Source organism: Streptomyces sp. NPDC054840 (assembly GCF_053611065.1).
The window spans coordinates 1-16,856 of sequence record NZ_JBSGZP010000080.1 but is presented as its reverse complement, the minus strand read 5'-3'; the positions used below and the strand labels follow the sequence as shown (position 1 = coordinate 16,856).

Annotated in this window: 18 protein-coding genes; all 18 read left to right on the top strand. The window is 68.8% G+C overall.

Annotation, left to right across the window (positions count from 1 at the left end):
- The first annotated feature begins 251 nt into the window (after positions 1 to 251).
- Positions 252 to 1,352, top strand: a complete 1,101-nt coding sequence (locus ACWGIU_RS08795; protein ID WP_453703764.1) for an LCP family protein — start codon at positions 252 to 254, stop codon at positions 1,350 to 1,352.
- Positions 1,353 to 1,535: 183 nt separating this feature from the next.
- Positions 1,536 to 1,754, top strand: a complete 219-nt coding sequence (rpmE, locus tag ACWGIU_RS08790) for a 50S ribosomal protein L31 (protein ID WP_453703762.1) — start codon at positions 1,536 to 1,538, stop codon at positions 1,752 to 1,754.
- Positions 1,755 to 1,879: 125 nt separating this feature from the next.
- Positions 1,880 to 2,959, top strand: a complete 1,080-nt coding sequence (prfA, locus tag ACWGIU_RS08785) for a peptide chain release factor 1 (RefSeq protein ID WP_453703761.1) — start codon at positions 1,880 to 1,882, stop codon at positions 2,957 to 2,959.
- A gap of 47 nt (positions 2,960 to 3,006) precedes the next feature.
- Positions 3,007 to 3,852, top strand: a complete 846-nt coding sequence (gene prmC, locus ACWGIU_RS08780) for a peptide chain release factor N(5)-glutamine methyltransferase (protein ID WP_453703759.1) — start codon at positions 3,007 to 3,009, stop codon at positions 3,850 to 3,852.
- A 49-nt stretch (positions 3,853 to 3,901) separates the two neighbouring features.
- Positions 3,902 to 4,549 carry an L-threonylcarbamoyladenylate synthase gene (locus ACWGIU_RS08775; RefSeq protein WP_301366446.1) on the top strand — a complete coding sequence of 216 codons (648 nt, stop codon included), beginning with the start codon at positions 3,902 to 3,904 and terminating at the stop codon, positions 4,547 to 4,549.
- Positions 4,546 to 5,202, top strand: coding sequence for an arsenate reductase/protein-tyrosine-phosphatase family protein (locus tag ACWGIU_RS08770; protein WP_453703757.1), 657 nt, complete (start codon positions 4,546 to 4,548; stop codon positions 5,200 to 5,202). Before ACWGIU_RS08775 ends, ACWGIU_RS08770 begins: the two co-directional genes overlap by 4 nt.
- Positions 5,203 to 5,365: 163 nt before the next feature.
- Positions 5,366 to 6,595 (top strand): serine hydroxymethyltransferase, encoded by a 1,230-nt coding sequence (locus ACWGIU_RS08765; protein WP_453703755.1) that lies wholly within the window; start codon positions 5,366 to 5,368, stop codon positions 6,593 to 6,595.
- 116 nt (positions 6,596 to 6,711) lie between these two features.
- The gene (locus ACWGIU_RS08760; RefSeq protein ID WP_453703753.1) at positions 6,712 to 8,046 is read left to right on the top strand and encodes an MraY family glycosyltransferase; all 1,335 of its coding nucleotides are present in this window, start codon (positions 6,712 to 6,714) and stop codon (positions 8,044 to 8,046) included.
- A 274-nt stretch (positions 8,047 to 8,320) separates the two neighbouring features.
- Positions 8,321 to 8,767: a hypothetical protein gene (locus tag ACWGIU_RS08755; RefSeq protein ID WP_453703751.1), complete on the top strand. Its 447-nt coding sequence runs from the start codon at positions 8,321 to 8,323 to the stop codon at positions 8,765 to 8,767.
- A gap of 210 nt (positions 8,768 to 8,977) precedes the next feature.
- Positions 8,978 to 9,814, top strand: coding sequence for a F0F1 ATP synthase subunit A (gene atpB, locus ACWGIU_RS08750; protein ID WP_453703766.1), 837 nt, complete (start codon positions 8,978 to 8,980; stop codon positions 9,812 to 9,814).
- Positions 9,815 to 9,887: 73 nt separating this feature from the next.
- On the top strand, positions 9,888 to 10,136 hold the full coding sequence (atpE, locus tag ACWGIU_RS08745; RefSeq protein WP_018102636.1) for an ATP synthase F0 subunit C: 249 nt from the start codon (positions 9,888 to 9,890) through the stop codon (positions 10,134 to 10,136).
- 40 nt (positions 10,137 to 10,176) lie between these two features.
- A complete protein-coding gene (locus tag ACWGIU_RS08740; RefSeq protein ID WP_150259371.1) occupies positions 10,177 to 10,722 on the top strand; it encodes a F0F1 ATP synthase subunit B in 546 nt (181 codons plus the stop codon).
- Positions 10,719 to 11,534, top strand: coding sequence for a F0F1 ATP synthase subunit delta (locus ACWGIU_RS08735; protein WP_453703748.1), 816 nt, complete (start codon positions 10,719 to 10,721; stop codon positions 11,532 to 11,534). Before ACWGIU_RS08740 ends, ACWGIU_RS08735 begins: the two co-directional genes overlap by 4 nt.
- Positions 11,535 to 11,664: 130 nt before the next feature.
- Complete coding sequence (gene atpA, locus ACWGIU_RS08730) at positions 11,665 to 13,260, top strand: F0F1 ATP synthase subunit alpha (protein ID WP_351151261.1); 1,596 nt, start codon at positions 11,665 to 11,667, stop codon at positions 13,258 to 13,260.
- Between the two features lie 20 nt (positions 13,261 to 13,280).
- On the top strand, positions 13,281 to 14,198 hold the full coding sequence (locus ACWGIU_RS08725) for a F0F1 ATP synthase subunit gamma (RefSeq protein WP_453703745.1): 918 nt from the start codon (positions 13,281 to 13,283) through the stop codon (positions 14,196 to 14,198).
- Positions 14,198 to 15,640 carry a F0F1 ATP synthase subunit beta gene (gene atpD / locus ACWGIU_RS08720; RefSeq protein ID WP_266955147.1) on the top strand — a complete coding sequence of 481 codons (1,443 nt, stop codon included), beginning with the start codon at positions 14,198 to 14,200 and terminating at the stop codon, positions 15,638 to 15,640. Before ACWGIU_RS08725 ends, atpD begins: the two co-directional genes overlap by 1 nt.
- Before the next feature lie 165 nt (positions 15,641 to 15,805).
- Positions 15,806 to 16,177: a F0F1 ATP synthase subunit epsilon gene (locus ACWGIU_RS08715; protein ID WP_030720897.1), complete on the top strand. Its 372-nt coding sequence runs from the start codon at positions 15,806 to 15,808 to the stop codon at positions 16,175 to 16,177.
- Positions 16,178 to 16,341: 164 nt separating this feature from the next.
- Complete coding sequence (locus ACWGIU_RS08710) at positions 16,342 to 16,788, top strand: DUF2550 domain-containing protein (protein ID WP_189972913.1); 447 nt, start codon at positions 16,342 to 16,344, stop codon at positions 16,786 to 16,788.
- Positions 16,789 to 16,856 lie beyond the last annotated feature (68 nt).

Sequence of the window (16,856 nt, the reverse complement as noted above, 5' to 3'; positions counted from 1 at the left end):
GGGGCGCCCTCCCGGGGTAGACGCGCCCTTCACGGGCGTACGCACCGCCCTCCACGGTCGTACGCGCCGCCCTCCACGGTCGTACGCGCCCTTCACGGGGTGCAGGCGCCCTTGCGGAGCGGTTCGGCCCTTGCGGAGCGGTTCGGCCCGGAAGGGAACCCTGCGCGCCGTACACCCGTCTGTTTCAGAGGACCGCGGGGTGGACGGCGGGCCGGAACGACCAGGGGACCGGACTCAGGACCGAGGAGAGCATGACCGAGGAGAGCAAGGACCACGGCGGGCGTGCCGCGACCCGGCGCCGACGCAAGCCGGCGAAGCGCCGCAAGGCCCTCGCCGTGGCCGCCTGGAGCGCGGCGGGGGTGGTCCTGCTGGGGGGAGCGGGCCTCGGCTACTTCTACTTCAAGCTGAACGGGAACCTGAAGACCGTCGACATCGACCAGGCGCTCGGCACCGACCGCCCGCAGAACGTCGACAACGGCTCGATGGACATCCTCGTCCTCGGCTCCGACTCCCGCGGCGGCGCCAACGGCGAATACGGCCAGGACGACGGCGGCTCCGCCCGCTCCGACACCGCGATGATCATCCACCTCTACGAGGGCCACGAGAAGGCCGCCGTCGTGTCGATACCGCGGGACACGATGATCTCCCGGCCCTCCTGCGCGACGCCGGGCGGGAAGACCGATCCCGGCGGCCGGCGAACCCAGTTCAACGAGGCGTTCACCGTCGGCGGGGCCGCCTGCGCGGTCAAGACCGTGGAGAAGATGTCGGGGATCCGCATGGATCACTACATAGAGGTCGACTTCACCGGCTTCAAGAAGATCGTCGACAACCTCGGCGGCGTGGAGGTGACGACCACCAAGCCGATCAAGGACGGCGCCAGCCACCTCGACCTGGCGGCCGGCACCAACCAACTGAACGGCGAACAGGCCCTCGGCCTCGTACGCACCCGCAAGAGCGTCGGCGACGGCAGCGACCTGGGCCGAATACAGCTCCAGCAGGCCTTCATCAAGGCGCTCATCAAGCAGGTGAAGGGCATCGGGCTCTTCGACAACCCCAAGAAGCTGCTCGACATCGCCGACTCCGCGACCAAGGCGATCACCACCGACAAGCCGCTCGGTGACGTGAAGTCCCTCATGGGCTTCGCCCAGGGGCTCCAGGGCATCGACGCCCAGGACATGCAGATGATCACGCTGCCGGTGACCGCGGACCCCCGCGACCCGAACCGCGTGGCCCCGCTCACCAAGGAGACCACGATGGTCTGGGACGCCCTGCTGGCGGACCGGCCGATCCCGGCCGAGGCCACCGTGAACTCCTCCGGGGACAAGAGCGCCGCCGGGTCGATCGTGCAGTAGAGCCCCTCCCGGCAGGGTCCGCGGGCCCGTACGGAATAGATGGCGACCCCTTGCCGTTGAGGGAGGCGTCCTCAGAATTTTGACAGGCAGCCCGGTCCTGGCAGACTGGTCTGTCGGCCCCGGTTCACGCAGTGCGCAATTCGGCTCCTGCGACCCGGCGCCCTCCCGAATCTAGGAGACACCTTGAAGCGCGATGTTCACCCCGAGTACGTCGAGACCCAGGTCAGCTGCACCTGTGGCGCGTCGTTCACCACCCGTAGCACCCTGACCGAGGGCTCCATCCGAGCCGAGGTCTGCTCCGAGTGCCACCCGTTCTACACGGGCAAGCAGAAGATCCTCGACACCGGCGGCCGTGTGGCCCGCTTCGAGGCGCGCTTCGGCAAGGGTGCGGCCCAGAAGTAGCGCGACCCAGGCGCCGGTCTCCGGCCGCCCCCTGTCCACTCGGGGGCGGCCGGACCGGCGCCTTTGTCGTCGTTCCGGCACGTCCCCCTGCAGTCCTTCGCACTTTTCACCACAGGAGTCCCCCGATGTTCGAAGCGGTCGAGGAATTGGTCGGCGAACACGCCGATCTTGAGAAGAAGCTCGCCGACCCTTCGGTCCACTCGGATCAGGCCAACGCGCGCAAGCTGAACAAGCGCTACGCGGAACTGACCCCGATCGTCGCGACCTTCCGTGCCTGGAAGCAGTCCGCCGAGGACATCGAGACGGCCAAGGAGTTCGCGGCCGACGACCCGGACTTCATCGCCGAGGTCAAGGAACTGAGCGCGCAGCGCGAGGAGCTCACCGAGAAGCTCCGCCTGCTGCTCGTTCCGCGCGACCCCAGCGACGACAAGGACGTCCTCCTGGAGGTCAAGGCGGGCGCGGGCGGCGACGAGTCGGCGCTGTTCGCCGGCGACCTGCTGCGCATGTACCTGCGCTACGCCGAGCGCGTGGGCTGGAAGACCGAGATCATCGATGCCACCGAGTCCGAGCTCGGCGGCTACAAGGACGTCCAGGTCTCCGTCCGCACCAAGGGCGGCAACGGCGCCACCGAGCCCGGCCAGGGCGTGTGGGCCCGCCTGAAGTACGAGGGCGGCGTGCACCGCGTCCAGCGGGTTCCTGCCACCGAGTCCCAGGGCCGTATCCACACCTCCGCCGCCGGCGTGCTCGTCACCCCGGAGGCCGAGGAGGTCGAGGTCGAGATCAACATGAACGACCTCCGCATCGACGTGTACCGCTCCTCCGGCCCCGGCGGCCAGTCCGTCAACACCACCGACTCGGCCGTGCGCATCACGCACCTGCCGACCGGTGTGGTCGCCTCCTGCCAGAACGAGAAGAGCCAGCTCCAGAACAAGGAGCAGGCCATGCGCATCCTGCGCTCGCGGCTCCTGGCCGCCGCCCAGGAGGCCGCCGAGCAGGAGGCCTCGGACGTGCGCCGCAGCCAGGTGCGCTCCGTGGACCGTTCCGAGAAGATCCGTACGTACAACTACCCGGAAAACCGGATCTCGGACCACCGGACCGGTTTCAAGGCGTACAACTTGGACCAGGTGCTCGACGGTGACCTCGACGCGGTCATCCAGGCCTGTGTCGACACGGACTCCGCGGCCAAGCTCGCGGCCGCGCACTGATCCGACCCCGCACCACCCCCCGTACGACAGCAGCCCGGAGGACCAGCGTGAACTTGCTGCTTGCCGAGGTGGCCCAGGCCACCCAGCGGCTGGCCGCCGCCGGCGTGCCCTCACCGCGCTTCGACGCGGAGGAGCTCGCCGCCTTCGTGCACGGCGTCAAACGGGGGGAACTGCACCACGTCAAGGACGTGGACTTCGACGCCCGCTACTGGGAGGCCGTCGCCCGCCGAGAGGCGCGCGAGCCGCTCCAGCACATCACCGGCCGCGCCTTCTTCCGGTACCTGGAGCTCCAGGTCGGGCCCGGGGTCTTCGTGCCCCGGCCCGAGACCGAGTCGGTCGTGGACTGGGCCATACACGCCGTGCGCGCGATGGACGTCGTCGAGCCGCTCATCGTGGACCTGTGCGCCGGCTCCGGCGCCATCGCGCTGGCCATGGCCCAGGAGGTGCCGCGCTCCCGCGTACACGCGGTCGAGCTGTCCGAGGACGCCCTGCCGTGGACCCGTAAGAACGCCGAGGGCTCCCGGGTCACCGTCCACCAGGGCGACGCCCTGAGCGCGCTGCCCGAGCTCGACGGCCAGGTCGACCTGGTCATCTCCAACCCGCCGTACATCCCGCTCACCGAGTGGGAGTACGTCGCCCCCGAGGCCCGCGACCACGACCCGGAGATGGCGCTCTTCTCCGGCGAGGACGGCCTCGACACCATCCGCGGTATCGAACGCACCGCCCACCGGCTGCTGCGGCCCGGCGGCATCGTCGTCATCGAGCACGCCGACACCCAGGGCGGCCAGGTTCCGTGGATCTTCGCCGAGGAGCGGGGCTGGGCCGACGCGGCCGACCACCCGGACCTCAACAACCGCCCGCGCTTCGCGACGGCCCGCAAGGCCCTGCCGTGACCGGCGCGACGATTCCCGCCACCCCCCTGCTGCACGAGGAGGCCCGCTGATGGCCCGGCGATACGACTGCAACGACGCGACGGACCGTAAGACGGGTCTGCGTGAAGCCGCATCCGCCGTGCGCCGCGGCGAGCTCGTCGTGCTGCCCACCGACACCCTGTACGGGATCGGCGCGGACGCCTTCAGCCCGGAGGCCGTCCACGACCTGCTCGCCGCCAAGGGCCGGGGCCGCGGGATGCCCACCCCGGTGCTCATCGGCTCCCCGAACACGCTCCACGGTCTCGTCACGGACTTCTCCGAGCAGGCCTGGGAGCTCGTCGACGCCTTCTGGCCGGGCGCGCTGACGCTGGTCGCCAAGCACCAGCCCTCGCTGGCGTGGGACCTCGGGGACACCCACGGCACCGTGGCGGTACGTATGCCCCTGCACCCCGTCGCGATCGAGCTGCTGACCGAGGTCGGCCCGATGGCGGTGTCCTCGGCCAACCTGTCGGGTCACCCGGCGCCCGAGGACTGCGACGCCGCGCGCGAGATGCTCGGGGACTCCGTGTCCGTGTACCTGGACGGCGGCCCGACGCCCGGCATCCAGCCGTCGTCGATCGTCGACGTCACCGGGAAGGTTCCCGTCCTGCTGCGCGAGGGGGCACTCACCGCGGACCAGCTGCGGGAGGTCGTACCCGACCTCGAGGTCGCCCCGTGAGCCCTGAGGGGCGTGGCATAGCAGGGGGGTACCGCCCGGCGGTGGCCGGGGGGAATACTTTCCGCATACTCCACGTCAGCACCGGGAACGTGTGCCGCTCGCCCATCACCGAGCGGCTGACGCGCCATGCCCTCTCCCACCGCCTCGGCGGCCTCGTCACCGGCGACCTCATCGTGGAGAGCGCCGGCACCTGGGGCCACGAGGGCGCCCCGATGGAGGCGAACGCGGCCGCCGTGCTGGCGGACTTCGGGGCCGACGCGTCCGGGTTCACCGGGCGGGAGCTGCTGGACGAGCACGTCATACGCGCCGACCTGGTGCTGACCGCCACCCGCGACCACCGGGCCCAGGTCATCTCGATGGGCCACTCGGCGGGACTGCGCACCTTCACGCTGAAGGAGTTCACCCGGTTGGTCCGGGCGATAGATCCGGCCACGCTGCCGCCGCTGGACGACGGCATGGCGGATCGGGCCCGGGCGCTGGTACGGGCCGCCGCGGCGCTGCGCGGCTGGCTGCTGGCGCCGTCGCCGGACGCGGACGAGGTGTACGACCCGTACGGGGCCCCGATCACTTTCTTCCGCTCCATCGGCGACGAGATCAACCAGGCGCTGGATCCCGTGGTGACGGCCCTGACCGGCGTGACCGCCGCGCGCTGAGCGTTCGTCGGCCGGAGGCAGGCGCAGCGGTACGAAGCCCGGGAGGCCCCCGGGGCCGAGCGGCGCGAGCGCCGCGTCGAGAAGGGGCCCGCCGCGCTGACAGGGCATCGCGGGGTCCGCGGGCCTACAGTGGCTGGTAACCCGGTACCCCTGGAGCGCCGCCATGAGCGTCATCACCCAGCCCACGGACCTGCTGCGCGCGCAGGACCCGCAGATGGCCGACGTACTGGCCGGGGAGCGGCAGCGGCAGGCCGGCACCTTGCAGCTGAGCGCCGCGGAGAACTTCACCTCGACCGCCGTGCTCGCCGCGCTCGGGTCCGCGCTCGCCAACAAGTACGCCGAGGGCTACCCCGGTGCCCGGCACCACGGGGGGTGCGAGTACGCCGACGCGGCCGAGCGGACCGCCGTGGATCGGGCCAAGGCGCTCTTCGGGGCCGAGCACGCGAACGTGCAGCCGCACTCCGGCTCCTCCGCCGTCCTTGCCGCGTACGCCGCCCTGCTGCGGCCCGGGGACACGGTGCTGGCCATGGGGCTCCCGTACGGCGGACATCTCACCCACGGGTCACCCGCCAACTTCTCCGGGCGCTGGTTCGACTTCGTCGGGTACGGCGTCGACGCGGCCACGGGCCTCATCGACTACCGGCAGGTCCAGCGCCTCGCCCACACGCACCGGCCCAAGGCGATCGTGTGCGGCTCCATCTCCTACCCCCGCCACCCCGAGTACTCGGCCTTCCGGGAGATCGCCGACGAGGTCGGGGCCTACCTCATCGCGGACGCCGCGCACCCGATCGGCCTCGTGGCCGGCGGGGCCGCGCCGAGCCCCGTCCCGTACGCCGACATCGTCTGCGCGACCACGCACAAGGTGCTGCGCGGCCCGCGCGGCGGCATGGTGCTGTGCGGGGCCGAGTACGCGGAGCGTGTCGACCGGGCGGTGTTCCCCTTCACGCAGGGCGGGGCCCAGATGCACACCATCGCCGCGAAGGCCGTGGCTTTCGGCGAGGCGGCCCGGCCGGCCTTCACCACCTACGCGCACCGGGTCGTCGCCAATGCCCGGGTGCTGGCGGGTGCGCTCCAGGATCACGGGTTCGCGATCACCACCGGTGGCACCGACACCCATCTGATCTCCGCCGATCCGGCGCCGCTGGGCGTGGACGGCCCGACCGCCCGCGGCCGGCTGGCCGCGGCCGGCATCGTGCTGGACACGTGCGCCCTTCCGTACGGGGACCAGCGCGGCATCCGACTGGGAACGGCCGCCGTGACCACCCAGGGGATGGGGGAGGCCGAGATGGTCCGGATCGCGGCGTTGTTCGCCGCGGCACTGGTCGGAGATGGCGTGAAAACACGTACGGAGGTCGGCGAGCTCGCGGCAGGATTTCCCCCTTACGGGGAGTAAGCGGGACAAGCAGGGCGTACTGGAACCGGGATACCGCCCCCTCGCGTCCTCGACGGAGGTGACATCGCAGCTAATGTGTGGGGCTGAGATGGCCGGCGATACATCTGGGGCAGCCCGTGCGTGAATATCTGCTGACGCTTTGCGTCACGGTCGCGGTGACCTACCTGCTGACCGGGCCCGTGCGGAAGTTCGCGATCGCGGCCGGGGCCATGCCGGAGATCCGTGCCCGCGACGTGCACCGCGAGCCCACACCGCGACTGGGCGGCATCGCCATGTTCGGCGGTCTCTGCGCGGGCCTGCTGGTCGCGGACCATCTGCGGAACCTCAACGGCGTCTTCGAGCTGTCGAACGAACCGCGCGCGCTGCTCTCCGGCGCGGCCCTGATCTGGCTGGTCGGCGTCCTCGACGACAAGTTCGAGCTCGACGCCCTGATCAAGCTCGGCGCGCAGATGATCTCCGCCGGTGTGATGGTCATGCAGGGTCTGACCATCCTGTGGATCCCCGTCCCGGGCATCGGGACGGTCCCGCTCACCCAGTGGCAGGGCAACCTGCTCACCGTCGCCCTCGTCGTGATCACCATCAACGCCGTGAACTTCGTCGACGGCCTGGACGGCCTGGCCGCCGGCATGGTCTGCATCGCCGCGGCCGCGCTCTTCCTCTACGCGTACCGGATCTGGTTCGGCTACGGCATCGAGTCGGCCGCGCCGGCGACCCTCTTCGCCGCGATCCTCATGGGCATGTGCCTCGGCTTCCTGCCGCACAACATGCACCCCGCCCGGATCTTCATGGGCGACTCCGGTTCGATGCTCATCGGCCTGGTGCTGGCCGCCTCCGCGATCTCCCTCACCGGGCAGGTGGACCCGGACGCGCTGGCCCTCTTCGCCGGTGGTGAGCGCAACGCGACCCACGCGATGCTCCCCGCCTACATCCCGCTGATCCTGCCGCTGACGGTCATCGCGATCCCGATGGCGGACTTGGTCCTGGCCATCGTGCGGCGTACGTGGAAGGGCCAGTCGCCCTTCGCCGCCGACCGCGGACACCTCCACCACCGGCTGCTGGAACTCGGGCATTCGCACAGCCGCGCGGTCATGATCATGTACTTCTGGTCGGGACTGATCGCCTTCGGCACGGTGGCATATTCGGTGCATTCCGCCACCATGTGGATCGTGCTGGCGATCGTCGCGCTGAGTGCGGTCGGCCTGATCCTGCTGCTTCTGCCGCGCTTCACCCCGCGCGCCCCGCGCTGGGCGGAGGGTTTGGTTCCGCCGCGCTACCGGCATGCCGCACGCGCGGCCGAGGCCGCCGCGGAGGCGGCGGCGCAGAATGCCTCGGGCGCGGAGCCCGCGCCCGCGAGGCCCATCGCCGCGGGCGTCTCCGGCGTCAACGGAGCGACCGCCGTGGGCCCCCGTTCGCGCTTTCCCGACCGGCGTAAGGCTGAATCCGCCCGCTGACGGTCGATTCGCATGTCGGACATGGATGGCCTTTACCAGACATGCCACCCCCCTGTCGCGCACACACGGGCAGGGTCACTCTCATGTGTGACAGTCGGCACACCCGGCAGGTAAAGCTCTCATCAAATAGTTTGTGATACCGTTCACTAAACCCGGCGACAGAGCCGAAGGACCGTAGTGCGACGGTCCCTTGGCCCGAGGTCCTCTCTCGGACCGGGCTTACGCTCGTCCCGTACGAGTCCCGTTACCCCACCATCACGCGGAGCCATGCGCCATGCTGTCCGATGACGCCCGAACCCTTCTGCATACCGCCGTACCCACCGCTGCCGTCGGCGCCGTTGCCGCCATCATCGGTGGCGTGGTCGCGGGCGGTAAGGGGGCGATCGGGGCGATCGCGGCCACGGTCGTCGTGATTCTCTTCATGGGTATCGGATTCGTCATCCTGCAGCGGACGGCGCGGTCGCTGCCGCATCTGTTCCAGATGATGGGTCTGGCGCTCTACACGACCCAGATCCTGCTGCTCTTCGTCTTCGTCGCCGTGTTCAAGAACACGACGCTGTTCAATCCCAGGGCATTCGCGATCACCATCGTCGCGGCGACCCTTGCTTGGATCGCCGCGCAGACGCGCGCGCACATGAAGGCCAAGATCCTTTACGTCGAACCCGAGTCCACCAAGCGTGGCAAGGGTGAGAAGCCTGAAAACACGGGGCCCTCGTCGTGAACGGTAGGGGTGGAATAAGTGCGCGTTCGAGATGCTGCTATCGTCCGGTGCCATATGCGGCATCGCGGGCGCAGGCAGCTGAGCTGACGCCTGCTCAATCGCGAGGCTCACTGCCTGCAAGCCGCCCCCACATCCGTAAGACCAGTCCCGTGCCGAACCGCGGCTGTGCGCCGCGCCGACACAACGAGGTTGCCGTACCTATGCGCCACGCTGAAGGAGCCCGCGGTGAGTGCTGACCCGACGCAGGTGCTCGCCTTCGAGACCGATTGCCACATCTTCGACGGCTGTGGCTTCCCGGCTCCTGGCCTGCACTCGTTCCTGTTCGAGCCGATCTTCGGCGACATGGACGGAGCCGTCTACTTCAACAAGACGATGCTCCTGGCCCTGCTCGGATCCATCGTCATCGTCGGATTCTTCTGGGCCGCCTTCGCCAAGCCGAAGATGGTTCCGGGGAAGCTCCAGATGGTTGCCGAAGCCGGCTACGACTTCGTGCGCCGCGGCATCGTCTACGAAACGATGGGCAAGAAGGAGGGCGAGAAGTACGTCCCCTTCATGGTCGCGACGTTCTTCTTCGTCTGGATCCTGAACCTCTGGTCGATCATTCCGGTCGCCCAGTTCCCGGTGACCGCGGTCATCGCGTACCCGGCCGGTATGGCCCTGGTCATCTACGTCATGTGGCTGTCGGTCACCTTCAAGCGCCACGGTTTCGTTGGCGGCCTGAAGAACCTCACGGGCTACGACAAGTCGCTGGGCGCGGTCCTGCCGCTGGTCATGCTGATCGAGTTCTTCTCGAACCTGCTGGTCCGCCCGTTCACGCACGCGGTCCGTCTCTTCGCGAACATGTTCGCCGGTCACACGCTGCTGCTGCTCTTCACGATCGCCAGCTGGTACATGCTGAACGGCATCGGCATCGCCTACGCGGGTGTCTCGTTCGTCATGGTCCTCGTGATGACCGCGTTCGAGCTCTTCATCCAGGCTGTCCAGGCCTACGTCTTCGTGCTGCTGGCCTGCAGCTTCCTCCAGGGCGCCGTCGCCGAGCACCACTGACCGCCCCCCCAAAAACCACCAGTCGTCCGGTGGCCAACCCCCACCGGTCCATGAAAGAGAAGGAAGAACCGGCATGTCCGCTCTCCAGACCCTCGCTGCTGGCGTCGAAATCAAGGGCAACCTCGGCTCCATCGGCTACGGCCTCGCGGCCATCGGCCCCGGCGTCGGCATCGGCATCATCTTCGGTAACGGCACCCAGGCCCTGGCCCGCCAGCCCGAGGCCGCCGGCCTGATCCGCGCCAACCAGATCCTCGGCTTCGCCTTCTGTGAGGCGCTCGCCCTCATCGGTCTGGTCATGCCGTTCGTCTACCCGACCTCCTGATCCCGGTAGCGAACAGACCCTTTAGTCGGAAGGCACTGATGTGAACCCTCTGGTTCAGCTCGCGGCCGAAGAGGCGGAAAACCCCCTCATCCCGCCGATCCCCGAGCTCGTCATCGGTCTGATCGCCTTCGTCATCGTCTTCGGTTTCCTCGCGAAGAAGCTCCTCCCGAACATCAACAAGGTTCTGGAAGAGCGTCGCGAGGCCATCGAGGGCGGTATCGAGAAGGCTGAGGCCGCTCAGACCGAGGCCCAGAGCGTGCTGGAGCAGTACAAGGCCCAGCTCGCCGAAGCCCGGCACGAGGCCGCGCGCCTGCGCCAGGAAGCGCTGGAGCAGGGCACTGCGCTCAAGGAAGAACTGCGCGCAGAGGGCCAGCGGCAGCGTGAGGAGATCATCGCTGCCGGCCACGCCCAGATCGCGGCGGACCGTAAGGCCGCCTCTCAGGCGCTGCGTCAGGACGTGGGCAAGCTCGCCACCGACCTGGCCGGAAAGCTCGTCGGCGAGTCCCTTGAGGACCACGCCCGGCAGAGCCGCACCATCGACCGCTTCCTCAGCGAGCTTGAGGAGAAGGCCGAGGCGGCCCGATGAACGGAGCGAGCCGCGAGGCGCTGGCCTCCGCGCGTGAGCGTCTCGACGCGCTGACGGACAACACGTCCGTCGACGCGACGAAGCTCGCCGGTGAGCTGGCTGCCGTCACCGCGCTGCTCGACCGTGAGGTCTCGCTGCGTCGGGTCATCACGGACCCGGCGCAGCCCGGCGAGGCCAAGGCCGAGCTGGCCGGTCGGCTGCTCGGCGGTCAGGTCGGCGGGGAAACCCTCGACCTAGTGTCCGGCATGGTCCGGTCCCGCTGGTCGCAGTCCCGCGACCTGGTGGACGCGCTGGAGGAGCTGGCGGCCACCGCCGACCTCACGGCGGCCCAGCAGGCAGGCGCGCTCGACAACGTCGAGGACGAGATCTTCCGCTTCGGCCGGATCGTCGCCTCGAACACCGAGCTGCGTGCCGCGCTGACCGACCGTGCGGCCACCGCCTCCGCCAAGAGCGAGCTGCTGCGCAGCCTGCTCGGCGGCAAGGCGAACGCCGTCACCGAGCGCCTGGCGATCCGTCTTGTCACGCAGCCGCGTGGACGTAGCCTGGAAGCGGGACTGGAGTCCCTTTCCACGCTCGCCGCCGAGCGCCGCAACCGCATGGTCGCCACTGTGACCAGCGCGGTTCCGCTCAGCGACGTGCAGAAGGCCCGTCTCGGCGCGGTGCTGGCCAAGCTGTACGGCCGTCAGATGCACCTGAACCTCGACGTGGACCCCGAGGTTCTCGGCGGGATCACGGTGCGAGTCGGCGACGAGGTCATCGACGGCACCATCGCGGACCGCCTCGCCGAGGCGTCGCGCCGCATGGCCGGCTGACCAGCCACCAATAGAACAGAAGCATTCCTAGCGGCCCGGTTGGGCCGTGCAGAACTTGCAGAAGATTCCTGGGGGTCGCCCCCAGACCCCTAAGAAGCTTCAGGCCCAACAAGGAGAGCAGGGAACCCAGATGGCGGAGCTCACGATCCGGCCGGAGGAGATCCGGGACGCACTGGAGAACTTTGTCCAGTCGTACCAGCCGGACGCGGCCTCGCGCGAGGAGGTCGGAACGGTCAGCGTTGCCGGCGACGGCATCGCGAAGGTGGAGGGTCTGCCCTCCGCCATGGCGAACGAGCTGCTGAAGTTCGAGGACGGCACCCTCGGTCTCGCCCTCAACCTCGAGGAGCGCGAGATCGGTGCGGTCGTCCTCGGCGAGTTCAGCGGTATCGAGGAGGGCCAGCCGGTGCAGCGCACCGGTGAGGTGCTCTCGGTCGGCGTCGGCGAGGGCTACCTCGGCCGCGTCGTCGACCCGCTCGGCAACCCGATCGACGGTCTCGGCGAGATCGCGACCGAAGGCCGTCGCGCCCTGGAGCTGCAGGCTCCGGGCGTCATGGTCCGTAAGTCGGTCCACGAGCCGATGCAGACCGGCTACAAGGCCATCGACGCCATGGTGCCGGTCGGCCGCGGTCAGCGTCAGCTGATCATCGGTGACCGTCAGACGGGTAAGACCGCTCTGGCCGTCGACACGATCATCAACCAGCGCGACAACTGGCGCTCGGGCGACGTGAACAAGCAGGTTCGCTGCATCTACGTCGCCATCGGCCAGAAGGGCTCGACCATCGCGTCCGTTCGCGGCGCCCTGGAAGACGCCGGCGCGCTCGAGTACACGACGATCGTCGCCGCCCCGGCGTCCGACCCGGCCGGCTTCAAGTACCTGGCGCCGTACACCGGTTCCGCCATCGGCCAGCACTGGATGTACGCCGGCAAGCACGTCCTGATCATCTTCGACGACCTGTCGAAGCAGGCCGACGCCTACCGTGCCGTGTCGCTGCTGCTGCGCCGCCCGCCGGGCCGCGAGGCCTACCCGGGTGACGTCTTCTACCTGCACTCCCGTCTGCTGGAGCGCTGCGCGAAGCTGTCCGACGACATGGGTGCCGGTTCGATGACCGGTCTGCCGATCGTCGAGACCAAGGCGAACGACGTGTCGGCGTTCATCCCGACCAACGTCATCTCCATCACCGACGGCCAGTGCTTCCTTGAGTCCGACCTGTTCAACGCGGGCCAGCGCCCGGCGCTGAACGTCGGTATCTCGGTCTCCCGCGTCGGTGGCTCCGCCCAGCACAAGGCCATGAAGCAGGTGTCCGGCCGTCTGCGCCTGGACCTGGCCCAGTACCGCGAGCTGGAGGCGTTCGCCGCCTTCGGTTCCGACCTGGACGCCGCGTCCAAGTCTTCGCTGGAGCGCGGCAAGCGTCTGGTCGAGCTGCTGAAGCAGGGCCAGTACCAGCCGATGCCCGTCGAGGAGCAGGTCGTCTCCGTCTGGGCCGGTACCACCGGCAAGATGGACGACGTCCCGGTGAACGACATCCGTCGCTTCGAGTCGGAGCTGCTGGAGCACCTGCGCCGCGAGCGCAAGGACCTCCTCACCTCCATCGCCGAGGGCGGCAAGATGTCGGACGACACCCTGACGTCGATCGCTGACGCCATCGCCGGCTTCAAGCGCCAGTTCGAGACCTCGGACGGCAAGCTCCTGGGCGAGGACGCACCGGCCGTCAACGTCTCCAAGTGACGACGGAAGGGACCTGACTCATGGGAGCGCAGCTCCGGGTCTACAAGCGTCGCATCCGTGCCATCACGGCGACCAAGAAGATCACCAAGGCGATGGAGATGATCGCCGCCTCGCGCATCGTCAAGGCGCAGCGCAAGGTGGCGGCGTCGATGCCGTACGCGACCGAGCTCACCCGTGCGGTGACCGCGGTGGCGACCGGCTCGAACACGAAGCACGCCCTGACCACCGAGGTCGAGACGCCGACCCGGGCCGCGATTCTGCTCATCACGAGCGACCGCGGTCTGGCCGGCGGCTACTCCTCGAACGCCATCAAGCAGGCGGAGCGGCTCACCGAGCGGCTGCGCGCCGAGGGCAAGGACGTCGACGCCTACATCGTCGGCCGTAAGGGTCTGGCCTACTACGGCTTCCGCGAGCGCAAGGTCGCGGATTCGTGGACCGGCTTCACCGACAGCCCGGCCTACGCCGACGCCAAGCGCGTCGCCGAGCCGCTGATCGAGGCCATCCAGACGGAGACGGCCGAAGGCGGCATCGACGAGCTGCACATCGTCTACACGGAATTCGTGTCGATGATGACGCAGAACCCGGTCGATGGCCGGATGCTGCCGCTCAGCCTCGACCAGGCTGCGGAGGAGACCGGTACGAAGGGCGAGATCCTTCCGCTGTTCGACTTCGAGCCGTCGGCGGAGGACGTCCTCGACGCCCTGCTGCCGCGCTACGTCGAGAGCCGTATCTACAACGCACTGCTGCAGTCGGCCGCTTCCGAGCACGCCGCCCGCCGCCGTGCGATGAAGTCGGCGACCGACAACGCCGGAGACCTCATCAAGAGCCTCTCCCGGCTTGCCAACGCGGCCCGCCAGGCCGAAATCACCCAGGAAATCAGCGAGATCGTCGGTGGCGCGAGCGCCATGGCTGACGCGACCGCGGGGAGTGACAAGTAATGACGACCACTGTTGAGACGGCCGCCGCCACGGGCCGCGTCGCCCGGGTCATCGGCCCGGTCGTCGACGTGGAGTTCCCCGTCGACGCCATGCCCGAGATCTACAACGCCCTCAAGGTCCAGGTCGCCGACCCGGCCGAGGACGGCAAGCTCAAGACCCTGACCCTCGAGGTCGCGCAGCACCTGGGTGACGGCCTCGTCCGTACCATCTCGATGCAGCCGACCGACGGTCTGGTCCGCCAGGCCGCGGTGACCGACACGGGCGAGGGCATCACCGTCCCCGTCGGTGACTTCACCAAGGGTAAGGTGTTCAACACCCTCGGTGAGGTGCTGAACTACCCGGAGGAGAACGCCAACGTCACCGAGCGCTGGCCGATCCACCGCAAGGCCCCTCGCTTCGACGAGCTCGAGTCGAAGACCGAGATGTTCGAGACCGGCGTCAAGGTCATCGACCTTCTCACCCCGTACGTCAAGGGTGGAAAGATCGGTCTGTTCGGTGGTGCCGGTGTCGGCAAGACCGTTCTGATCCAGGAAATGATCTACCGCGTCGCCAACAACCACGACGGTGTGTCGGTGTTCGCGGGTGTCGGTGAGCGTACCCGTGAGGGCAACGACCTCATCGAGGAGATGGCCGAGTCCGGCGTCATCGACAAGACGGCGCTTGTCTTCGGCCAGATGGACGAGCCCCCGGGCACCCGTCTGCGCGTCGCCCTTGCCGGTCTGACCATGGCGGAGTACTTCCGCGATGTGCAGAAGCAGGACGTGCTGTTCTTCATCGACAACATCTTCCGGTACACCCAGGCGGGTTCCGAGGTGTCGACCCTGCTCGGCCGTATGCCCTCCGCGGTGGGTTACCAGCCGAACCTGGCCGACGAGATGGGTCTCCTCCAGGAGCGCATCACCTCGACCCGTGGTCACTCGATCACCTCGATGCAGGCGATCTACGTCCCCGCGGACGACCTGACCGACCCGGCGCCGGCGACCACCTTCGCCCACCTCGACGCGACGACGGTTCTCTCCCGTCCGATCTCCGAGAAGGGCATCTACCCGGCCGTGGACCCGCTGGACTCGACGTCCCGCATCCTCGACCCGCGGTACATCGCGGCGGACCACTACGCCACGGCGATGCGCGTCAAGGGGATCCTGCAGAAGTACAAGGACCTCCAGGACATCATCGCGATCCTCGGTATCGACGAGCTGGGCGAGGAGGACAAGCTCGTTGTCCACCGTGCCCGTCGCGTCGAGCGCTTCCTGTCGCAGAACACCCACGTGGCGAAGCAGTTCACCGGTGTGGACGGTTCGGACGTTCCGCTCGACGAGTCGATCGTCGCCTTCAACGCGATCTGCGACGGCGACTACGACCACTTCCCCGAGCAGGCGTTCTTCCTGTGCGGTGGCATCGAGGACCTGAAGGCCAACGCCAAGGAGCTGGGCGTCTCCTGATCCGGCGCGCTCCTCACGGAGCGCATCCGGTGAGCAGGCCGCCAGCGCCCGCTGACAGTGTCTGCAGACGGAGAGGGGCGGGCGTGTCCCGTCCCTCTCCCCACGCCCATTAGAATTTGACCCAACACCCGGCCGACCCGCCGGGTGGTGACCCGAGGAGCCACCTTGGCTGCTGAGCTGCACGTCGAGCTGGTCGCGGCGGACCGCAATGTCTGGTCCGGCGAGGCCACCCTTGTTGTCGCCCGCACCACGTCCGGCGACATCGGCGTCATGCCCGGTCACCAGCCGCTTCTCGGTGTGCTGGAATCGGGCCCGGTGACCATCCGTACCAGCGACGGCAACACCGTCGTCGCCGCGGTGCACGGCGGATTCATCTCGTTCGCGGACAACAAGCTGTCCCTGCTGGCCGAGATCGCCGAGCTCGCGGACGAGATTGACGTCCAGCGTGCGGAGCGGGCACTGGAGCGCGCGAAGTCGGAGGCCGATGCGGCCGCCGAGCGTCGCGCTGATGTCCGGCTGCGCGCCGTAACGGGCTGAACGCCCGTCGGAGTTTGATCGTTTGAGTCCCGGGGGGCGACCGCCGGGACTCAGCAGACCTCAGCCGCGGTCCGTGCTGGAATTTTCCAGACCGGGTCGCGGCTGAGGCGATGCAGGTCCGTTTTTTTCTCATGTGTATTCGATGAGCGAGGAGGTCGGTGAAGATGCTCCTCGCTCTGCTTGTGAGCGGCCTGGTCGTAACCCTGGTGGTGATCGGGCTGTTTGTCTTCGGGCTGCGCCGCAGGCTCATCCAGCGGTCCGGCGGCACCTTCGACTGCAGCATGCGCTGGGGTGTCTCCGAGGAGCCCGACATCTCCGGCAAGGGCTGGGTGTACGGGGTCGCGCGCTACAGCGGTGACCGGATCGAGTGGTTCCGGGTGTTCTCGTACTCCCCGCGTCCGCGCCGGCTGCTGGAGCGGTCCTCCATCGAGGTCGTCGCCCGCCGGGCCCCGGAGGGCGAGGAGGAGCTGGCGCTGCTCTCCGACGCCGTCGTGCTCGGCTGTCTCCACCGGGGGACCCGCCTGGAGCTGGCGATGAGCGAGGACGCGCTGACCGGATTCCTCGCCTGGCTGGAGGCGGCGCCTCCCGGGCAACGGGTGAACGTTGCCTGAAAGCCCTTTCCGTTGAACGGGTCCCCCGGACGAAGTCCGGGGGAGGGCGAACGGGGCCTGGTCAGGAC